The organism is Pseudomonas sp. DWP3-1-3b3 (genome assembly GCF_049896305.1).
GTDB classification, from domain to species: Bacteria; Pseudomonadota; Gammaproteobacteria; order Pseudomonadales; family Pseudomonadaceae; genus Aquipseudomonas; species Aquipseudomonas azotoformans_A.
On the sequence record NZ_JAFCUA010000016.1, the window covers coordinates 62314 to 77904 of the forward strand.

The following is a 15591-nucleotide window of genomic DNA, read 5'->3' on the forward strand; positions in this document are numbered from 1 at the left end:
GCCAAAACGGTGCAAGCATTGGTTTCAGGGCCCTGCAATGTGGCCTGGTATCAAGTGGTATTAGAGAGGTCTTTATCGCGCGCAGAACGGCGCAGCCCGCGGGGGTGAACTGGTATTCACCGGCGGGCGCGGGGCAGGGCAGGAATTTTTTTCGAATTATTTTACGAACGGTACGGGATTACGGACGAATCTCGATGAGGGTGCCGTCTTTGACCAGGTTCCACACTTCGCGCATGTCCACGTTGCGCATGCCGATGCAGCCGTCGGTCCAGTCCAGGGTGTGGAACCACTGTTCCGGGTAGTCCTCGGTGTCGGGGGTGCCGTGGATCATGATCATGCTGCCGGGCTTCACGCCTTCACGGCGGGCACGGGCGGCGTCGCTGATGTTCGGGTAGGAGATGTGCATGGCCAGGTTGAAGCGGTCGCTGGTCTTGCGCCAGTCGATCCAGTAGAGGCCCTCTGGTGTGCGGCGGTCGCCCTCGATCAACTTGTGGCCCTTGGGGTTCTTGCCAAGGGAAATGCGGTAGGTCTTGAACGGCTTGCCGTCGTTGATCAACTGCAATTGGTGGGCGGACTTGAGTACCAGGACTTTTTCGACAGGCTTGCCGCCCAGGGTTTGCACCGTGGAGGCTGGCGACAGCGTGGTGAACGACAGGCAGAGCAGGGCAAGCACCCAACGCATCAAAGACGGCATTCCTCGTGTCATGGCGCGGACTTGCCCATGGGTGGCACGGCCTCGCTGCGCACCGGGAACGACTGTTGCCTGCGGTCAGCGAAAAAGTATTCCAGGGTACGCCCGACCGTGCGGAACGCCAGCTCGGACCAAGGGATGTCGGCTTCGTCGAACAGCTGCACTTCCAGGCTCTCGGGGCCGGCGGCGAAGTCTAGGTCGAGCAGGTCGGCGCGGTAGAAAATATGCACCTGGTTGATGTGCGGCACGTCGATCAACGTATAGATATTCAAGTTGTGCACGCGGGCGCAGGCTTCTTCCAGGGTTTCGCGCATCGCGGCCTGTTCCACGGTCTCGCCGTTTTCCATGAAGCCGGCGGGCAGGGTCCAGTAGCCCAGTCGCGGTTCGATGGCGCGGCGGCACAGCAGCACTTTATCGCCCCACACTGGCACGGTGCCGGCGACGATATTGGGGTTCTGGTAGTGGATGGTCGAGCAGTGATCACACACAAAGCGCAGGCGGCCGTCGCCTTCGGGGATGCGTTGGGTAACCGGTTTACCGCACTGGCTGCAGAAATTCATGCTGGGGTTCCTGGAAAGTGCGTCTATCTTGGCGTGACGGGCAGGGCGCTGCAACAAGTTGTCGTTTAGCGACACGGCGCGGGTTTTGGGGTTGGGCACCCGCGAGCTTTGGTGCATGATGCAAGGTAGCCAACAGACCGAGATGACTCATGCTGGACGAGCTACTTCGCCGGGTAAGCAATCACACTCCCCACACGCTTGAAACCGACGGGCGTTTCCCCGAGGCCGCGGTGCTGGTGCCGATTACCCGCAGTGACGAACCTGAGCTGATTCTGACCCTGCGCGCCAGTGGGCTGTCGACCCATGGTGGCGAAGTGGCCTTTCCCGGTGGACGCCGTGACCCCGAAGACCCGGACCTGATCTTCACCGCGCTGCGCGAGGCTGAAGAAGAGATTGGCCTGCCGCCCGGCCTGGTGGAAGTCATCGGCCCGCTGAGCCCATTGATCTCTCTGCATGGCATTCGGGTTACGCCGTATGTCGGCGTCATCCCGGATTACGTCGAATACCTGGCCAACGATGCCGAAATTGCCGCCGTCTTCAGCGTGCCTTTGGACTTCTTCCGACAGGACCCGCGCGAACATACCCACAGGATCGATTACCAGGGCCGTAGTTGGTACGTGCCCAGCTATCGATTCGGCGAATACAAGATCTGGGGGCTGACGGCGATCATGATCGTCGAATTGATCAATCTGCTCTATGACGACGCCCAGATCAGCCTGCACCAGCCACCCAAGAGTTTCATCAATATCTAAGCCATCGCTTGAATGGCAACGCCGTGAGGAAACACCATGAAATACCGCCTGGGCGACGCCCGCGTCGAGACGCATCCACAGAGCTGGGTGGCGCCGAATGCCACGCTGGTGGGCAAGGTCAAGCTGGAGGAGGGCGCCAACGTCTGGTTCAACGCGGTGTTGCGTGGCGACAACGAACTGATCCTGATCGGCAAGAACAGCAACGTGCAGGACGGTAGCGTGATGCACACCGACATGGGCTACCCACTGACCCTGGGCACCGGCGTGACCATCGGCCATAACGCCATGTTGCACGGTTGTACGGTAGATGATTACAGCCTGATCGGCATCAACGCGGTGATCCTCAATGGCGCCAAGATCGGCAAGCATTGCATCATCGGCGCCAATTCGCTGATCGGTGAAGGCAAGGAAATTCCCGATGGTTCGCTGGTGATGGGTTCGCCGGGCAAGGTGGTGCGTGAGTTGACCGACGCGCAGAAACGTATGCTCGAAGCCAGCGCCGCGCACTATGTGCACAACTCGCAGCGTTATGCGCGTGACCTGGTCGAGCAGGAAGAATGAACCCGACTGAACGCCCCGTCGCCTCGCCGTGTGTGAGTATTTGTGCGCTGGACGATGACGATATTTGCACCGGCTGCCAGCGGACTGTGGATGAGATTACGCGTTGGAGCCGCATGGACAATGCCGAGCGTAGGGTGGTGTTGGGGTTGTGTCATGAGCGGGCAGTGGCGGGTGGGTTAGTGTTTATGGTTTCCGGGAAACCTGGCGGCTGAACCACCGCTATCGCAGGCAAGCCAGCTCCCACATTGTTCGATGCCAGCCAAGACAGCTCGGTCAACTGTGGGAGCCGGGCTTGCCCGCGATAGGGCCCGGCCAGACGACATATTTCTAATTGTGAAGTACCCTGTGCGGCATAACCCACAGGTCAACTTCCCCATGCTCTTCCTGATCGCCTACATCAGCAGCGTCGTGCTGATCAACTTTGCCTTCTCCACCGCTCCGCACCTGGACGTCATCTGGTCCGCCTGGGGCGGCCTGGTCTTTATCCTGCGCGACATGGTGCAAACCCGCTTCGGCCACGGTGCAATCATCGCCATGCTGGCCGCGCTGGTGCTGTCGTACGTCACGTCCGACCCGGCCATCGCCCTGGCCAGCGCCACGGCGTTTGCGGTGTCCGAGTGCATCGACTGGCTGGTGTTCAGCATCACCAAGCGCCCGTTGCACGACCGTCTGTGGATAAGTTCGGCGCTGAGTATTCCTCTCGATACCTTCATCTTCTTCGGCTTGATCGGCGCGCTCACTCCAGCGGTAGCGGGCACTGCGCTGGTGTCGAAATTCGCCGGGGTCACGGTGGTGTGGCTGATCATGGCCTGGCGCATCCGCAAGCGCGCCGTCGCCAACTGAGGCCAATTGCTGCAGTTCATGTAAAATGCCGGCCTTTCTCCCAATGATCCGCTCCCCTGAGGACCTGAGATGACCCGAATCGGAACTCCATTGTCGCCAACCGCGACCCGCGTTTTGCTGTGTGGCTGCGGTGAGCTGGGCAAGGAAGTGGTAATCGAACTGCAACGCCTGGGCGTTGAAGTGATTGCCGTGGATCGCTACGCCAATGCGCCGGCCATGCAGGTGGCGCACCGTAGCCATGTGATTAACATGCTCGACGGCGCCGCGCTGCGTGCGGTGATCGAGGCCGAGAAACCGCACTTCATCGTGCCGGAAATCGAAGCCATCGCCACCGCCACCCTGGTCGAACTGGAGGCCGAAGGCTTCACCGTGATCCCGACCGCGCGCGCCACTTCGCTGACCATGAACCGTGAAGGCATCCGCCGCCTGGCCGCTGAAGAGCTGGACCTGCCGACCTCGCCGTACCACTTCGCCGATACGTTCGAAGACTACAGCAAGGCCGTGCAAGACCTGGGCTTCCCGTGCGTGGTCAAGCCGGTGATGAGTTCGTCGGGCAAGGGCCAGAGCCTGCTGCGCAGTGCTGATGACGTGCAGAAAGCCTGGGACTACGCCCAGGAAGGTGGCCGTGCCGGTAAAGGCCGCGTGATCATCGAAGGCTTTATCGACTTCGACTACGAAATCACCCTGCTGACTGTGCGCCACATCGGCGGCACCACGTTCTGTGCACCGGTTGGCCACCGTCAGGAGAAGGGCGACTACCAGGAATCCTGGCAGCCGCAGGCCATGAGCCCGATTGCCCTGGCCGAATCCGAGCGCGTCGCCAAAGCGGTGACCGAGGCCCTGGGCGGTCGTGGTCTGTTTGGCGTTGAGCTGTTCATCAAGGGTGATCAGGTGTGGTTCAGCGAAGTCTCGCCGCGCCCGCATGACACCGGTTTGGTGACCCTGATTTCTCAGGACCTGTCGCAGTTCGCGCTGCATGCGCGCGCCATCCTGGGCTTGCCGATCCCGTTGATCCGTCAGTTCGGGCCTTCGGCTTCGGCGGTGATTCTGGTGGAAGGGCAGTCGACCCAGACGGCGTTCGCCAACCTTGGCGCGGCATTGAGCGAGCCGGACACGGCGTTGCGTCTGTTTGGTAAACCGGAAGTGAATGGCCAGCGTCGGATGGGTGTGGCGTTGGCGCGGGATGAGTCGATTGAAGCGGCTCGGGCCAAGGCCACTCGTGCTTCGAAGGCTGTTGTAGTAGAGCTGTAAACCGCGTCGCGCCCATCGCGGGCAAGCCCGGCTCCCACACTTGAATGGGTTCACAAGTCAAAATGTGTGAACCCGATCAAATGTTGGAGTCGGCTTGCTCGCGAAAGCGGTCTATCAGGCGACTTTGTTCAAATCGTTATCCCGCGTCTCTTTCAGGCACAGCACAGCAATCAAGCTGAGCAACGCTGCCGCCGACACATACCCGCCGACATAACTCAGCCCACCCATCGCCACCAGCTTGGTCGCGAAGAACGGTGCGGCCGACGCGCCCACAATCCCGCCCAGGTTATACGCCGCCGAAGCACCGGTATAACGCACGCGGGTCGGGAACAGTTCCGGCAACATGGCGCCCATCGGCGCGAAGGTCACGCCCATCAGGAACAGCTCCAGCGCCAGGAACAACGCCACGGCCCAAGTAGAACCGTGGGTCAGCAACGGCTCCATGGTGAAGCCCGACAGGATTGCCAGGATCGCGCCGACAATCAGCACCGGCTTGCGCCCGTAGCGGTCGCTGGCCAAGGCCGCCAATGGCGTCGCCAGTCCCATGAACAGCACCGCAAAGCACAGCAGGCCGAGGAAGGTCTCGCGGCTGTAACCCAAGGTTGAAACGCCGTAACTCAGGGAGAATGCGGTGGTGATGTAGAACAGCGCATAACACACCACCATCGACGCAGCGCCCAGCAACACCGGCAGCCAATGCTGGCTGAACAATTCCACCAGCGGCACCTTGACCGGCGCTTCCTGGGCGACGGCGTTGGCGAACACGGGCGTCTCGTGCAGCTTCAGCCGTGCATACAGGCCAACCATCACCAGCGCGGCGCTGAGGATGAACGGGATGCGCCAGCCCCAGCTGCGGAATTGTTCGTCGTTCAGGCTCATGGCCAGGATCAGGAACAAGCCGTTGGCGGCCAGGAAGCCGATCGAAGGGCCCAGCTGCGGGAACATGCCAAACCAGGCACGTTTGCCCTTGGGCGCATTCTCGGTCGCCAGCAGCGCCGCGCCGCCCCATTCACCGCCCAAGCCCAGGCCCTGGCCGAAACGCAGCACACACAACAGGATCGGCGCCCAGGCCCCGATGCTGTCATAGCCGGGCAGTAAGCCAATCAGCGTGGTACACACGCCCATCAGCAGCAAGGACGCCACCAGTGTGGATTTACGCCCGATACGGTCGCCAAAGTGGCCGAACAGCGCCGAACCCAGCGGGCGGGCGATAAAGGCGATACCGAAGGTCAGGAACGACGCAAGCATCTGTGCGGTGCCGGAGGTCTGCGGGAAGAACACCGGACCGATCACCAGCGCAGCGGCCGTGGCGTAGATATAGAAGTCGTAGAACTCGATGGCGGTGCCGACGATGCTCGCCGTGGCGACCCGTGCAGTCGAGTTGGTCGGGGCGGCGGCGGGCGCGGCCTCGTTATACGTGGTGCTCATGGTGGTGTCCCTGATGGTCATTGCGCGTTTGGACGCGGATTATTATTGGTCGAACACCCATGGATCAGGGTTGTGCGCGGGAAGGCTCGGGATGGGAGCGAACACCGGTCAGACACGATAAAGCGGTGCCTGGACACGCTGGGTGCGGGTAGCACGCGGTCGGGCGCGGCTCTGGTAAGCCGCCCCGATTATAGGAAGGGGTTTGCGGATCCAACAATGGGGTTAAACGGCGACCGGCATCCGGCTGGTGTGCCAGATCAGCACCTTGCTCACGCGGTTGTCCTCGGTCTCGAGGATTTCCAGGCGGTAGCGCCCGATTTTCAGGCACACCGCGCAATCGGGAATGGTCTCCAGCGCTTCGGTGACCAGGCCATTGAGGGTCTTGGGGCCGTCGCTGGGCAGGTGCCAGTTCAGGCTTTTGTTCAGCTCGCGGATCGAGGCGGCGCCATCGATGATGTAGCGGCCGTCCGGCTGGGGCTCGATGTGCGGGTTGTCGGCACTCTGTTCGCTTTCGAATTCGCCGACGATTTCTTCGAGGATATCTTCCAGGGTCACGATACCCAGCACTTCGCCGTATTCATCCACCACCATGCCCAGGCGCCGCTGCTGCTTGTGGAAGTTCAGTAGTTGCAGTTGCAGGGGCGTGCTTTCCGGGACGAAGTAGGGTTCGTGGCAGGCGGCGAGCAAGGCTTCTTTGGTCAGGCTGGCGTCGGGCAGCAGGTGTTGGATCTGCCGGGTATTGAGCACCGCCTGGACCTGGTTGATGTCACTGTGGAACACCGGCAGGCGCGTGCGCTGGGAGGTGCGCAGTTGCTCAATGATTTCTTCGATCGAGTCATCCAGGTTGATACCGTCCACTTCGCTGCGCGGTACCAGGATGTCGTTGACGGTGATGTTGTCCAGGGCGTGGATGCCCGGCATGCCTGGGGTGCGGCCTTCGTCGGACTCGGCTTCCGGCTCGTCGTCATGGTCGGGCAGCGGCTCGTCGCTCTTTTTCACCACGCCGGATTTGCGCGCAAACGGGCGCAGCAGCAACAGGCTGATGCCATTGAGCAGCCAGGCCAGCGGGTAAAGGATTTTCAGCGGCACGCCCAACAGCGTATTGCCAAAGCCCAGCACGGCCTGCGGATGGCGGACGGCGAGGGCGCGGGGCAGGTAGTCAGCCAGTATCAACAGGATCGCGCAGGAAATCATCCAGCCCAGCCAAGGCCCATTCTGCGCCCAGGCGTAGATAGCCAGCAGCGTGCAGAGGATCACCACGGCGGCGCGACACAGGCTGTTGCACAAGATCAGGCTGTTACGCGGGAAGCTCAGGCGGGCGGCGGCCTTGTCGCCCTGGCGTGTGCCGGGGCGCAGGGCCAGCAGGTGTTGTTGCGCGGCTTCGATGGCGGTGAACAATGCGGCCCATAAGACCAGCAGGGCGATTACCACGAGCATCGGCTCCAGGGGCAAGTTGTCCATGATCGCTGCCCGTCAGATATGCAGGATGTATTCGCGGACCAGCTTGCTGCCGAAATAGGCCAGCATCAGCAGGCAGAAACCGGCGAGGGTCCAGCGGATCGCCTTGTGCCCGCGCCAGCCGAGGCGGTTGCGGCCCCACAGCAACACGCTGAACACCACCCAGGCCAGGCACGCCAGCAGGGTTTTGTGCACCAAATGTTGGGCGAACAGGTTTTCGACGAACAGCCAGCCGGAGATCAGCGACAACGACAGCAGCGTCCAGCCAGCCCACAGAAAGCCGAACAGCAGGCTTTCCATGGTTTGCAGCGGCGGGAAGTTCTTGATCAGCCCCGAGGGATGTTTGTGCTTGAGCTGGTGGTCCTGCAGCAGCAGGAGCAGGGCCTGGAACACCGCGATGGTGAACATGCCGTAGGCCAGGATCGACAGCAGGATATGCGCGAGGATGCCTGGCTCTTCATCAATCACCTGCACCGTGCCGGTCGGGGCGAATTGCGCCATCAGCACCGTCAGCATGCCCAGCGGGAATAACAGCACCAGCAGGTTCTCGACGGGAATCCGGTAGCAGGCCAGCAGGGTCAATGCGATGACGGCGGCTGCGATCAGGCTGGCGGCACTGAAAAAATCCAGGCCCAGGCCGACGGGGGTCATCAAATGGGTGAACAGGCTGGCAGCATGGGCCAGCAGGGCGAGCACACCCAAGCCGACGAGCAGGCGTTTGTCCGCCTTGGCGCCTTGGGCCAGACGAGTGCCCTGGTAGAGAGTCGCAGCGGCATACAAAAGGGCGGCGGCGAGGCTGGGTAGCAAACTGGGTGACAAAGGGAGCATAAATCCTGTTAGGCAAGCCCGAAAGGCGCTGAGTTTGGCATACCCCCGCGTAACACGAAAGACTCTCAGGCCAGACAGCGGGTGTGCATGGCGGCAGTCTTCGCTATAATCCGCGACCTGCCCACGCCGCAGGCTCGCCGAGCGCTGTTTTTAATAGCGAATTACCACAGCCTGGGCCGCCATTACCTCGGTCTGAATAGGGCCAGAAAGGATCGCGCATGTTTGAAAACTTGACTGACCGTCTCTCGCAGACGCTGCGCCACGTAACCGGCAAGGCCAAGCTGACCGAGGACAATATTAAAGACACCCTGCGTGAAGTGCGCATGGCGTTGCTGGAAGCCGACGTCGCCTTGCCGGTGGTGAAGGACTTCGTCAACTCGGTCAAAGAGCGCGCGGTGGGCACCGAAGTGTCCCGCAGCCTGACCCCGGGCCAGGCGTTTGTGAAAATCGTCCAGGCTGAACTCGAAAGCCTGATGGGCGCGGCCAACGAAGATTTGAACCTCAGCGCCGTGCCACCGGCCGTGGTGCTGATGGCCGGTCTGCAAGGTGCGGGTAAGACCACCACCGCCGGCAAGCTGGCGCGCTTCCTTAAAGAGCGCAAGAAGAAGTCCGTGATGGTGGTGTCGGCTGACGTCTACCGTCCGGCCGCTATCAAGCAGCTGGAAATGCTCGCGGGCGAAGTGGGCGTGACCTTCTTCCCGTCCGACCTGAGCCAGAAGCCGGTCGACATCGCCAACGCGGCTATTAAAGAAGCCAAGCTCAAGTTCATCGACGTGGTCATCGTCGATACCGCCGGTCGTCTGCACATCGACGAAGAGATGATGGGCGAGATCAAGGCGCTGCATGCCGCGATCAACCCGGTCGAGACGCTGTTCGTGGTCGACGCCATGACCGGCCAGGATGCGGCCAACACCGCCAAGGCCTTCGGCGACGCGCTGCCACTGACCGGCGTGATCCTGACCAAGGTCGACGGTGACGCCCGTGGCGGTGCCGCGCTGTCGGTACGTGCCATCACCGGCAAGCCGATCAAGTTCATCGGTATGGGCGAGAAGAGCGAAGCGCTCGAACCGTTCCATCCGGAGCGTATCGCCTCGCGCATCCTCGGCATGGGCGACGTGCTCAGCCTGATCGAACAGGCCGAAGCCACCCTCGACAAGGACAAGGCCGATAAACTGGCCAAGAAGCTGAAGAAGGGCAAGGGCTTCGACCTCGAAGACTTCCGCGACCAGCTGCAACAGATGAAGAACATGGGCGGCCTCGGCGGCCTGATGGACAAGCTGCCGAACATCGGCGGTGTGAACCTGGCGCAGATGGGCAATGCCCAGGGTGCGGCAGAGAAGCAGTTCAAGCAGATGGAAGCCATCATCAATTCCATGACCCCGGCCGAGCGCCGCGACCCTGAGCTGATCAGCGGTTCGCGCAAACGCCGGATCGCCATGGGTTCCGGCACCCAGGTGCAGGACATCGGTCGCTTGATCAAGCAGCACAAGCAGATGCAGAAGATGATGAAGAAATTCTCCGCAAAAGGCGGAATGGCCAAGATGATGCGCGGCATGGGCGGTATGTTGCCCGGCGGCGGCATGCCGAAAATGTAAAGTATTCGAGCGGGAGCCCAGCTCCTGCTCCGACCCACAGGGACGTGGGATCTCCAGCAAACCCGCCGTTGGCGGGCGCTGACTCGCCGTTTTAACCGACGGCTCTATAGCAGATCTGAGTGGCACGCTGATAGGCGCCAGAAAAAGACATTTGCAAAAGTCCGGATATTCCTTAGAATATGCGGCCTTTCGGGCACCTATGCCCGCTGTGCATTTAGATTTGCAGCACCGACTACAGGAACGATGTTCACATGCTAACAATCCGTCTTGCCCTTGGCGGCTCCAAAAAGCGCCCGTTTTACCACTTGACCGTAACCGACAGCCGCAACCCGCGTGACGGTTCGCACAAGGAACAGGTTGGTTTCTTCAACCCTGTTGCTCGTGGTCAAGAAGTTCGTCTGTCCGTGAACCAAGAGCGCGTAGCCTACTGGCTGAGCGTGGGTGCACAGCCATCCGAGCGCGTTGCAAAACTGTTGAAGGACTCGGCTAAGGCCGCAGCCTGAGCAATATGAACGCGACGCCAGCTGTTGCTGATGATTTGATCGTTATCGGCAAGATTTACTCTGTTCATGGCGTTCGCGGCGAAGTGAAGGTGTATTCCTTTACTGATCCGACTGAAAACCTGTTGCAGTACAAGACCTGGACGCTAAAGCGCGAGGGGAGTGTGAAGCAGGTTGAGCTGGTCAGTGGACGTGGGAGCGATAAGTTCCTGGTCGCAAAGCTCAAGGGTCTTGATGACCGTGAAGAAGCTCGTCTTCTGGCCGGTTATGAGATCTGCGTGCCGCGAGACCTGTTCCCTGAATTGACCGACGGCGAGTACTACTGGTACCAGCTGGAAGGTCTGAAGGTTATTGATCAACTCGGGCAATTGTTCGGGAAAATCGATCATCTTCTGGAAACCGGCGCCAATGATGTAATGGTGGTCAAGCCTTGCGCTGGCAGCCTGGATGATCGCGAACGCCTGTTGCCCTATACGGCGCAATGCGTGTTGGCCGTCGACCTGGTCGCGGGCGAGATGAAGGTGGAATGGGACGCGGACTTCTAAGCGTGGCTAATTTGCGCATTGAAGTGATCAGTTTGTTTCCCGAGATGTTTTCCGCCATCAGCGAGTACGGCATCACCAGTCGGGCGGTGAAACAGGGGCTGTTGCAGCTCACCTGTTGGAACCCGCGAGACTACACGACGGATCGACATCACACTGTAGACGATCGCCCATTTGGCGGTGGTCCGGGCATGGTGATGAAGATCAAGCCCCTGGAAGACGCGTTGGTTCAGGCCAAGGCTGCCGCCGGGGAGAAGGCGAAGGTAATTTACCTGTCCCCTCAAGGCCGTCAGCTGAAACAGGCTGGGGTCCGCGAACTGGCGAATGAGGAAGCACTGATCCTGATTGCCGGTCGCTATGAAGGCATTGACGAGCGGTTTATTGAAGCTCATGTCGATGAAGAGTGGTCGATTGGGGACTATGTCCTGTCTGGCGGCGAGCTGCCGGCGATGGTCCTGATAGATGCGGTTACACGACTGCTGCCTGGAGCTTTAGGGCATGCGGACTCCGCGGAGGAAGATTCCTTCACGGATGGTTTGCTGGATTGCCCGCACTACACCCGACCGGAGGTGTATGCGGATCAGCGTGTTCCCGACGTATTGCTAAGTGGCAATCACGCACACATCCGGCGTTGGCGTTTACAGCAGTCCCTTGGTCGGACCTATGAACGACGCGCCGATCTTCTGGAAAGCCGCTCGCTTTCTGGAGAAGAGAAGAAGCTGCTCGAGGAATACATCCTCGCGCGGGACGATAGTTAACAACGTATCGATGGTAGGTCCATTGACTTACCTTAGGAGCACAGCATGACTAACAAAATCATCCTTGCACTCGAAGCAGAGCAGATGACCAAAGAGATCCCTACCTTTGCCCCGGGCGACACCATTGTCGTTCAGGTGAAAGTGAAGGAAGGCGACCGTTCGCGTCTGCAAGCGTTCGAAGGCGTGGTAATCGCCAAGCGTAACCGTGGTGTGAACAGTGCTTTCACTGTTCGTAAAATCTCCAACGGTGTTGGCGTAGAGCGTACTTTCCAGACCTACAGCCCGCAAATCGACAGCATGGCCGTCAAGCGTCGCGGTGACGTACGTAAAGCCAAGCTGTACTACCTGCGTGACCTGTCCGGTAAAGCAGCTCGCATCAAGGAAAAACTGGCTTAAGTCCAGCTTCCCGATGCAGAAAAAAGCAGCCTACGGGCTGCTTTTTTGTGCCTGAAATTTGTCTATTTGCCGGTATTTGTCCATGACCACCCGCCTCGAAGAAATCCAGCGCCGCACCGACCTGTCCGTGACCCACGTGACCAAGGCCGTGTTCCCGCCGACCACCAACCACCACAACACTTTGTTCGGTGGCACCGCCCTGGCCTGGATGGATGAAGTGTCGTTCATCACGGCCACCCGTTTCTGTCGCCTGCCGCTGGTGACAGTCTCCACCGACCGCATCGACTTCAACCACGCGATCCCGGCCGGCTCCATCGTTGAGCTGATCGGCCGCGTGAGCAAGGTCGGCAACACCAGCCTCAAGGTTGAAGTGGAAGTGTTCGTCGAGAGCATGAGCGCCGATGGTCGCGAGAAGGCGATCCAGGGCGTGTTCAGCTTTGTCGCGATTGACGCGGACAAACGCCCTGTACCGGTATTGCCTGGGTTTGCCGACTGATCAGCCAGTTGTGTGGTTCTCGGGTTGGATCACGGCTAGCAAGGTCCAACCGGCTACGGGCTTCACACTGCTGTCCGGGGTGACCACATGCACCCACCCGCTGACATCTCGGGCAAACAGTAGCGTGGCGCGTTCCCCATGGAGCGTTTGGTATTGCTCCCAGCCGAAGCCCTCTGTGAGATGCGTGCTATACAGCTCGGCGCCTTGGCCCAATAGGCTGGCGAGCTTGGTGTAACTCAAGGGTTGACTGCCCAGCAACTGGCCACGGTGCTCATGGCTGGCTCGGTGTTTATCGGTGCGGCGGCTCTCCTGGCTGCTGCTCAGGGTGAACAGGCGGTGGCCGAAGTCGTGACGAAAACGCATGGCGGCCAGGGTATTCAGTTCGCCGGACGGGGAGAGCGCCAGTAAATGCCCAAGCCCAACCAGGTCCAGGTGCGATTCGGCATGCTGGGAGGCCGGGTTGCCGAAATAGGTGGGAAGCCCTTCCATCCGACTGGCGCGGATATTTTCCCAGCTTGAGTCCGTCAGCAACACGCGACTGCCAAGTTGCCGCAAGGCCTTGCCAAGGATGCGTGCCGGGCCGTTCGCGCCGACGATCAGGAAGCCGCTGGGCGCAGGCTCGGCGACTTTCAGCAGGCGGGCCAAGGGACGTGCGGTCGCGCTTTGCAGCACCACGGTGCCGATGATCACCGCAAAGGTGAGTGGCACCAACAGCAGCGCACCGGCGTGCCCGGCTTCATCCAGACGAATTGCGAATATCGCCGACACCGCGGCCGCCACAATCCCGCGCGGGGCGATCCATGCCAGCAGCGCGCGCTCCCGCCAATTCAGTTTCGAGCCGACGGTCGACAGCGCGACGTTCAGAGGGCGGGCGATGAATTGAATGATCAGCAACAGGATCAGTACGAACGGTCCCAGCGCAATCAAGGCGTTCAAGTCCAGGCGTGCCGCCAGCAGGATAAACAGGCCGGAAATCAGCAGCACGCTGAGGTTCTCCTTGAAGTGCAGAATGTGCCGCACATCCACGCCCTTCATGTTGGCCATCCACATGCCCATCAGGGTCACCGCCAGCAAGCCGGATTCATGCATCACTTCGTTTGAGGCGATAAATACCCCCAGCACCCCGGCCAGCGTCGCCAGGTTATGCAGGTATTCCGGCAACCACTGGCGCCGCATGATCTGCCCCAATACCCAGCCGCCAGCTATCCCGAACAGGCTACCGCAGACGATCACCCCGCCGAAGGTCAGCAGGCTATGGCTCAAGCCATCGCCGGAAGCACGGCTGATGATGAAGCTGTACACCACGACGGCCAGCAGGGCGCCGATAGGGTCAATGACAATGCCTTCCCAGCGCAGGATGTTGGCGATGGAGGCCTTGGGGCGCACCACGCGCAACATGGGAACGATGACAGTCGGGCCTGTGACCAAGGTCAGCGTGCCGAACAGCAGTGCGAGCATCCAGTCGAAACCCAGCAGCCAGTGGGTCGCCAAGGTGATCACCGCCCAGGTCGACAGCGCGCCAAGCGTGACCAGGCGATGCACCACGCTGCCGATTTCCTTCCATTCCGACAGGTGCAGGGTCAGGCTGCCTTCAAACAGAATCAGCGCCACCGCCAGCGACACCAGTGGCATCAGCAGAGGGCCGAACATTTCCTGCGGGTCGAGCCAGCCCAGTACCGGTCCTGCCAGAATCCCGCTCAGTAACAGGAACAGAATGGCCGGCAGTTTCAGGCGCCAGGCCAGCCATTGGCAGCCGAGTGCCGCCACGCCAATGCCGCCAAAGGCCAGCAAAATCTGTTGTTCGTTCATTAAAGCTTCCTGTTCCTTGAAGTAGCGGGCTATGAAAGACTAGTGACCCTAATCACAGTTCACTAATTAATTGCCGCAAAGCCCCGTGCCGCGTCGCTTGAGTGCCCATGCCTGCCATTGATCACCTGCTTATCGACCGTTTTCTCGACGCACTCTGGCTGGAAAAAGGCCTGTCGGACAATACGCGCCAGGCCTACCGCAGTGACCTGGCCCTGTTCAACGGTTGGCTGCAGGAGAAAAACCTCGAGCTGATCAATGCTGGGCGCGAGCTGATTCTCGACCACCTGGCCTGGCGCCTTGAGCAAAACTACAAGCCACGTTCCACGGCGAGATTTCTCTCCGGAGTGCGTGGCTTTTATCGCTATCTGTTGCGTGAAAAGTTGATAGCGGTGGATCCGACTCTACAAGTCGACATGCCGCAATTAGGTAGGCCTCTTCCTAAGTCTCTGTCAGAAACTGACGTGGAGGCCTTACTGGCCGCCCCCGACCTCAGCGAAGCCATCGGCCAACGCGACCGCGCCATGCTGGAGGTTCTATACGCCTGTGGCCTGCGGGTGACCGAGTTGATCAGCCTGACCCTGGAGCAAGTCAACCTGCGCCAGGGCGTATTGCGGGTGATGGGCAAGGGCAGCAAGGAGCGGCTGGTGCCCATGGGCGAGGAGGCGATTGTGTGGGTCGAGCGCTATATGCGTGATGCGCGCAGTGAGCTGCTGGGCGGACGGCCCAGCGACGTATTGTTTCCCAGCCTGCGCGGCGAGCAGATGACGCGGCAGACCTTCTGGCATCGCATCAAGCACCAGGCGAAGGTTGCCGGGATTGGCAAGACCCTGTCGCCGCACACCTTGCGCCATGCCTTCGCCACGCATCTGCTCAACCACGGTGCGGATTTGCGCGTGGTGCAGATGCTGCTCGGCCACAGCGACTTATCCACAACCCAGATCTACACCCACGTTGCGCGAGCCCGTTTGCAGGATATGCACGCCAAGCACCACCCACGCGGCTGAAAACCGCCAATTTATCCCGCCACGGGCTGCCCTGCGGCCCAACTGTGGTAGGCTTTGCCGGTTAGCAAAGGGGACGGCCCATGCCCGAGTTTTCACATCGGCGCTACTGCTCCCGTCCC

18 protein-coding genes are annotated in these 15591 nt (G+C 60.7%); 12 read left to right on the forward strand and 6 right to left on the reverse strand.

Translation table 11 applies throughout. From position 1 onward, the window contains the following. Nucleotides 1-178 precede the first annotated feature (178 nt). Both ACP7BX_RS29365 and ACP7BX_RS29370 read right to left on the reverse strand, forming a co-directional pair. Nucleotides 179-682: a L,D-transpeptidase family protein gene (locus tag ACP7BX_RS29365; protein WP_028617820.1), complete on the reverse strand. Its 504-nt coding sequence runs from the start codon at nt 680-682 to the stop codon at nt 179-181. A 20-nt stretch (nt 683-702) separates the two neighbouring features. Then, nucleotides 703-1251 carry an NUDIX hydrolase gene (locus tag ACP7BX_RS29370; RefSeq protein WP_314533828.1) on the reverse strand — a complete coding sequence of 183 codons (549 nt, stop codon included), beginning with the start codon at nt 1249-1251 and terminating at the stop codon, nt 703-705. Nucleotides 1252-1400: 149 nt separating this feature from the next. Between ACP7BX_RS29370 and ACP7BX_RS29375 the strand changes: the two genes are divergently transcribed. From ACP7BX_RS29375 to purT, 5 genes are all read left to right on the forward strand, one after another. Beyond that, entirely contained in the window at nt 1401-2003 is a 603-nt protein-coding gene (locus tag ACP7BX_RS29375; protein WP_033898592.1) for a CoA pyrophosphatase, read from the forward strand. Nucleotides 2004-2039: 36 nt separating this feature from the next. Continuing rightward, nucleotides 2040-2564, forward strand: a complete 525-nt coding sequence (locus tag ACP7BX_RS29380; protein ID WP_010207972.1) for a gamma carbonic anhydrase family protein — start codon at nt 2040-2042, stop codon at nt 2562-2564. Next, nucleotides 2561-2776: a DUF1289 domain-containing protein gene (locus ACP7BX_RS29385; RefSeq protein WP_426131684.1), complete on the forward strand. Its 216-nt coding sequence runs from the start codon at nt 2561-2563 to the stop codon at nt 2774-2776. The genes ACP7BX_RS29380 and ACP7BX_RS29385 overlap by 4 nt, the downstream gene beginning before the upstream one ends. A 163-nt stretch (nt 2777-2939) precedes the next feature. Then, nucleotides 2940-3407 (forward strand): VUT family protein, encoded by a 468-nt coding sequence (locus ACP7BX_RS29390; protein ID WP_015885703.1) that lies wholly within the window; start codon nt 2940-2942, stop codon nt 3405-3407. A 69-nt stretch (nt 3408-3476) separates the two neighbouring features. Then, nucleotides 3477-4658, forward strand: a complete 1182-nt coding sequence (purT, locus tag ACP7BX_RS29395) for a formate-dependent phosphoribosylglycinamide formyltransferase (RefSeq protein WP_017139720.1) — start codon at nt 3477-3479, stop codon at nt 4656-4658. Nucleotides 4659-4772: 114 nt separating this feature from the next. On the opposite strand, the gene ACP7BX_RS29400 is transcribed toward purT, so the two are convergent. The 3 genes from ACP7BX_RS29400 to ACP7BX_RS29410 all read right to left on the reverse strand — a co-directional run bounded on the left by ACP7BX_RS29400 (nt 4773) and on the right by ACP7BX_RS29410 (nt 8372). Then, on the reverse strand, nt 4773-6086 hold the full coding sequence (locus ACP7BX_RS29400) for an MFS transporter (RefSeq protein WP_426131686.1): 1314 nt from the start codon (nt 6084-6086) through the stop codon (nt 4773-4775). Between the two features lie 222 nt (nt 6087-6308). After that, the gene (locus ACP7BX_RS29405; RefSeq protein ID WP_426131688.1) at nt 6309-7547 is read right to left on the reverse strand and encodes a transporter associated domain-containing protein; all 1239 of its coding nucleotides are present in this window, start codon (nt 7545-7547) and stop codon (nt 6309-6311) included. A gap of 12 nt (nt 7548-7559) precedes the next feature. Next, entirely contained in the window at nt 7560-8372 is an 813-nt protein-coding gene (locus ACP7BX_RS29410; protein ID WP_425504243.1) for a cytochrome C assembly family protein, read from the reverse strand. Between the two features lie 218 nt (nt 8373-8590). Here ACP7BX_RS29410 and ffh point away from each other — a divergent pair, with 218 nt between their 5' ends. The 6 genes from ffh (at nt 8591) to ACP7BX_RS29440 (ending at nt 12659) form a co-directional block, all read left to right on the forward strand. After that, nucleotides 8591-9967 (forward strand): signal recognition particle protein, encoded by a 1377-nt coding sequence (gene ffh, locus ACP7BX_RS29415; protein ID WP_003193965.1) that lies wholly within the window; start codon nt 8591-8593, stop codon nt 9965-9967. A 251-nt stretch (nt 9968-10218) separates the two neighbouring features. Continuing rightward, nucleotides 10219-10470, forward strand: coding sequence for a 30S ribosomal protein S16 (gene rpsP, locus ACP7BX_RS29420; protein ID WP_003175899.1), 252 nt, complete (start codon nt 10219-10221; stop codon nt 10468-10470). A 5-nt stretch (nt 10471-10475) separates the two neighbouring features. Further along, the gene (gene rimM, locus ACP7BX_RS29425; protein ID WP_033898585.1) at nt 10476-11012 is read left to right on the forward strand and encodes a ribosome maturation factor RimM; all 537 of its coding nucleotides are present in this window, start codon (nt 10476-10478) and stop codon (nt 11010-11012) included. Next, entirely contained in the window at nt 10994-11767 is a 774-nt protein-coding gene (gene trmD / locus ACP7BX_RS29430; RefSeq protein WP_016977714.1) for a tRNA (guanosine(37)-N1)-methyltransferase TrmD, read from the forward strand. The genes rimM and trmD overlap by 19 nt, the downstream gene beginning before the upstream one ends. A gap of 45 nt (nt 11768-11812) precedes the next feature. Then, nucleotides 11813-12163, forward strand: coding sequence for a 50S ribosomal protein L19 (gene rplS, locus ACP7BX_RS29435; protein ID WP_003175895.1), 351 nt, complete (start codon nt 11813-11815; stop codon nt 12161-12163). An 82-nt stretch (nt 12164-12245) separates the two neighbouring features. Further along, nucleotides 12246-12659 (forward strand): acyl-CoA thioesterase, encoded by a 414-nt coding sequence (locus ACP7BX_RS29440; protein ID WP_426131691.1) that lies wholly within the window; start codon nt 12246-12248, stop codon nt 12657-12659. On the opposite strand, the gene ACP7BX_RS29445 is transcribed toward ACP7BX_RS29440, so the two are convergent. Next, complete coding sequence (locus ACP7BX_RS29445) at nt 12660-14468, reverse strand: cation:proton antiporter (RefSeq protein ID WP_426131693.1); 1809 nt, start codon at nt 14466-14468, stop codon at nt 12660-12662. Nucleotides 14469-14575: 107 nt separating this feature from the next. Between ACP7BX_RS29445 and xerD the strand changes: the two genes are divergently transcribed. Further along, a complete protein-coding gene (xerD, locus tag ACP7BX_RS29450; protein WP_016977717.1) occupies nt 14576-15472 on the forward strand; it encodes a site-specific tyrosine recombinase XerD in 897 nt (298 codons plus the stop codon). Nucleotides 15473-15591 lie beyond the last annotated feature (119 nt).

What these genes read in the sequence shown, in the direction of transcription:
- rpsP (WP_003175899.1), top strand. Translation starts at nt 10,219, where the DNA reads ATGCTAACAATCCGTCTTGCCCTTGGCGGCTCCAAAAAGCGCCCGTTT.
- ACP7BX_RS29440 (WP_426131691.1), top strand. Translation starts at nt 12,246, where the DNA reads ATGACCACCCGCCTCGAAGAAATCCAGCGCCGCACCGACCTGTCCGTG.
- ACP7BX_RS29445 (WP_426131693.1), bottom strand. Translation starts at nt 14,468, where the DNA reads ATGAACGAACAACAGATTTTGCTGGCCTTTGGCGGCATTGGCGTGGCG.
- ACP7BX_RS29410 (WP_425504243.1), bottom strand. Translation starts at nt 8,372, where the DNA reads ATGCTCCCTTTGTCACCCAGTTTGCTACCCAGCCTCGCCGCCGCCCTT.
- ffh (WP_003193965.1), top strand. Translation starts at nt 8,591, where the DNA reads ATGTTTGAAAACTTGACTGACCGTCTCTCGCAGACGCTGCGCCACGTA.
- ACP7BX_RS29380 (WP_010207972.1), top strand. Translation starts at nt 2,040, where the DNA reads ATGAAATACCGCCTGGGCGACGCCCGCGTCGAGACGCATCCACAGAGC.
- ACP7BX_RS29405 (WP_426131688.1), bottom strand. Translation starts at nt 7,547, where the DNA reads ATGGACAACTTGCCCCTGGAGCCGATGCTCGTGGTAATCGCCCTGCTG.
- ACP7BX_RS29375 (WP_033898592.1), top strand. Translation starts at nt 1,401, where the DNA reads ATGCTGGACGAGCTACTTCGCCGGGTAAGCAATCACACTCCCCACACG.
- trmD (WP_016977714.1), top strand. Translation starts at nt 10,994, where the DNA reads ATGGGACGCGGACTTCTAAGCGTGGCTAATTTGCGCATTGAAGTGATC.
- xerD (WP_016977717.1), top strand. Translation starts at nt 14,576, where the DNA reads ATGCCTGCCATTGATCACCTGCTTATCGACCGTTTTCTCGACGCACTC.
- rplS (WP_003175895.1), top strand. Translation starts at nt 11,813, where the DNA reads ATGACTAACAAAATCATCCTTGCACTCGAAGCAGAGCAGATGACCAAA.
- rimM (WP_033898585.1), top strand. Translation starts at nt 10,476, where the DNA reads ATGAACGCGACGCCAGCTGTTGCTGATGATTTGATCGTTATCGGCAAG.
- ACP7BX_RS29370 (WP_314533828.1), bottom strand. Translation starts at nt 1,251, where the DNA reads ATGAATTTCTGCAGCCAGTGCGGTAAACCGGTTACCCAACGCATCCCC.
- ACP7BX_RS29365 (WP_028617820.1), bottom strand. Translation starts at nt 682, where the DNA reads ATGCGTTGGGTGCTTGCCCTGCTCTGCCTGTCGTTCACCACGCTGTCG.
- purT (WP_017139720.1), top strand. Translation starts at nt 3,477, where the DNA reads ATGACCCGAATCGGAACTCCATTGTCGCCAACCGCGACCCGCGTTTTG.
- ACP7BX_RS29385 (WP_426131684.1), top strand. Translation starts at nt 2,561, where the DNA reads ATGAACCCGACTGAACGCCCCGTCGCCTCGCCGTGTGTGAGTATTTGT.
- ACP7BX_RS29400 (WP_426131686.1), bottom strand. Translation starts at nt 6,086, where the DNA reads ATGAGCACCACGTATAACGAGGCCGCGCCCGCCGCCGCCCCGACCAAC.
- ACP7BX_RS29390 (WP_015885703.1), top strand. Translation starts at nt 2,940, where the DNA reads ATGCTCTTCCTGATCGCCTACATCAGCAGCGTCGTGCTGATCAACTTT.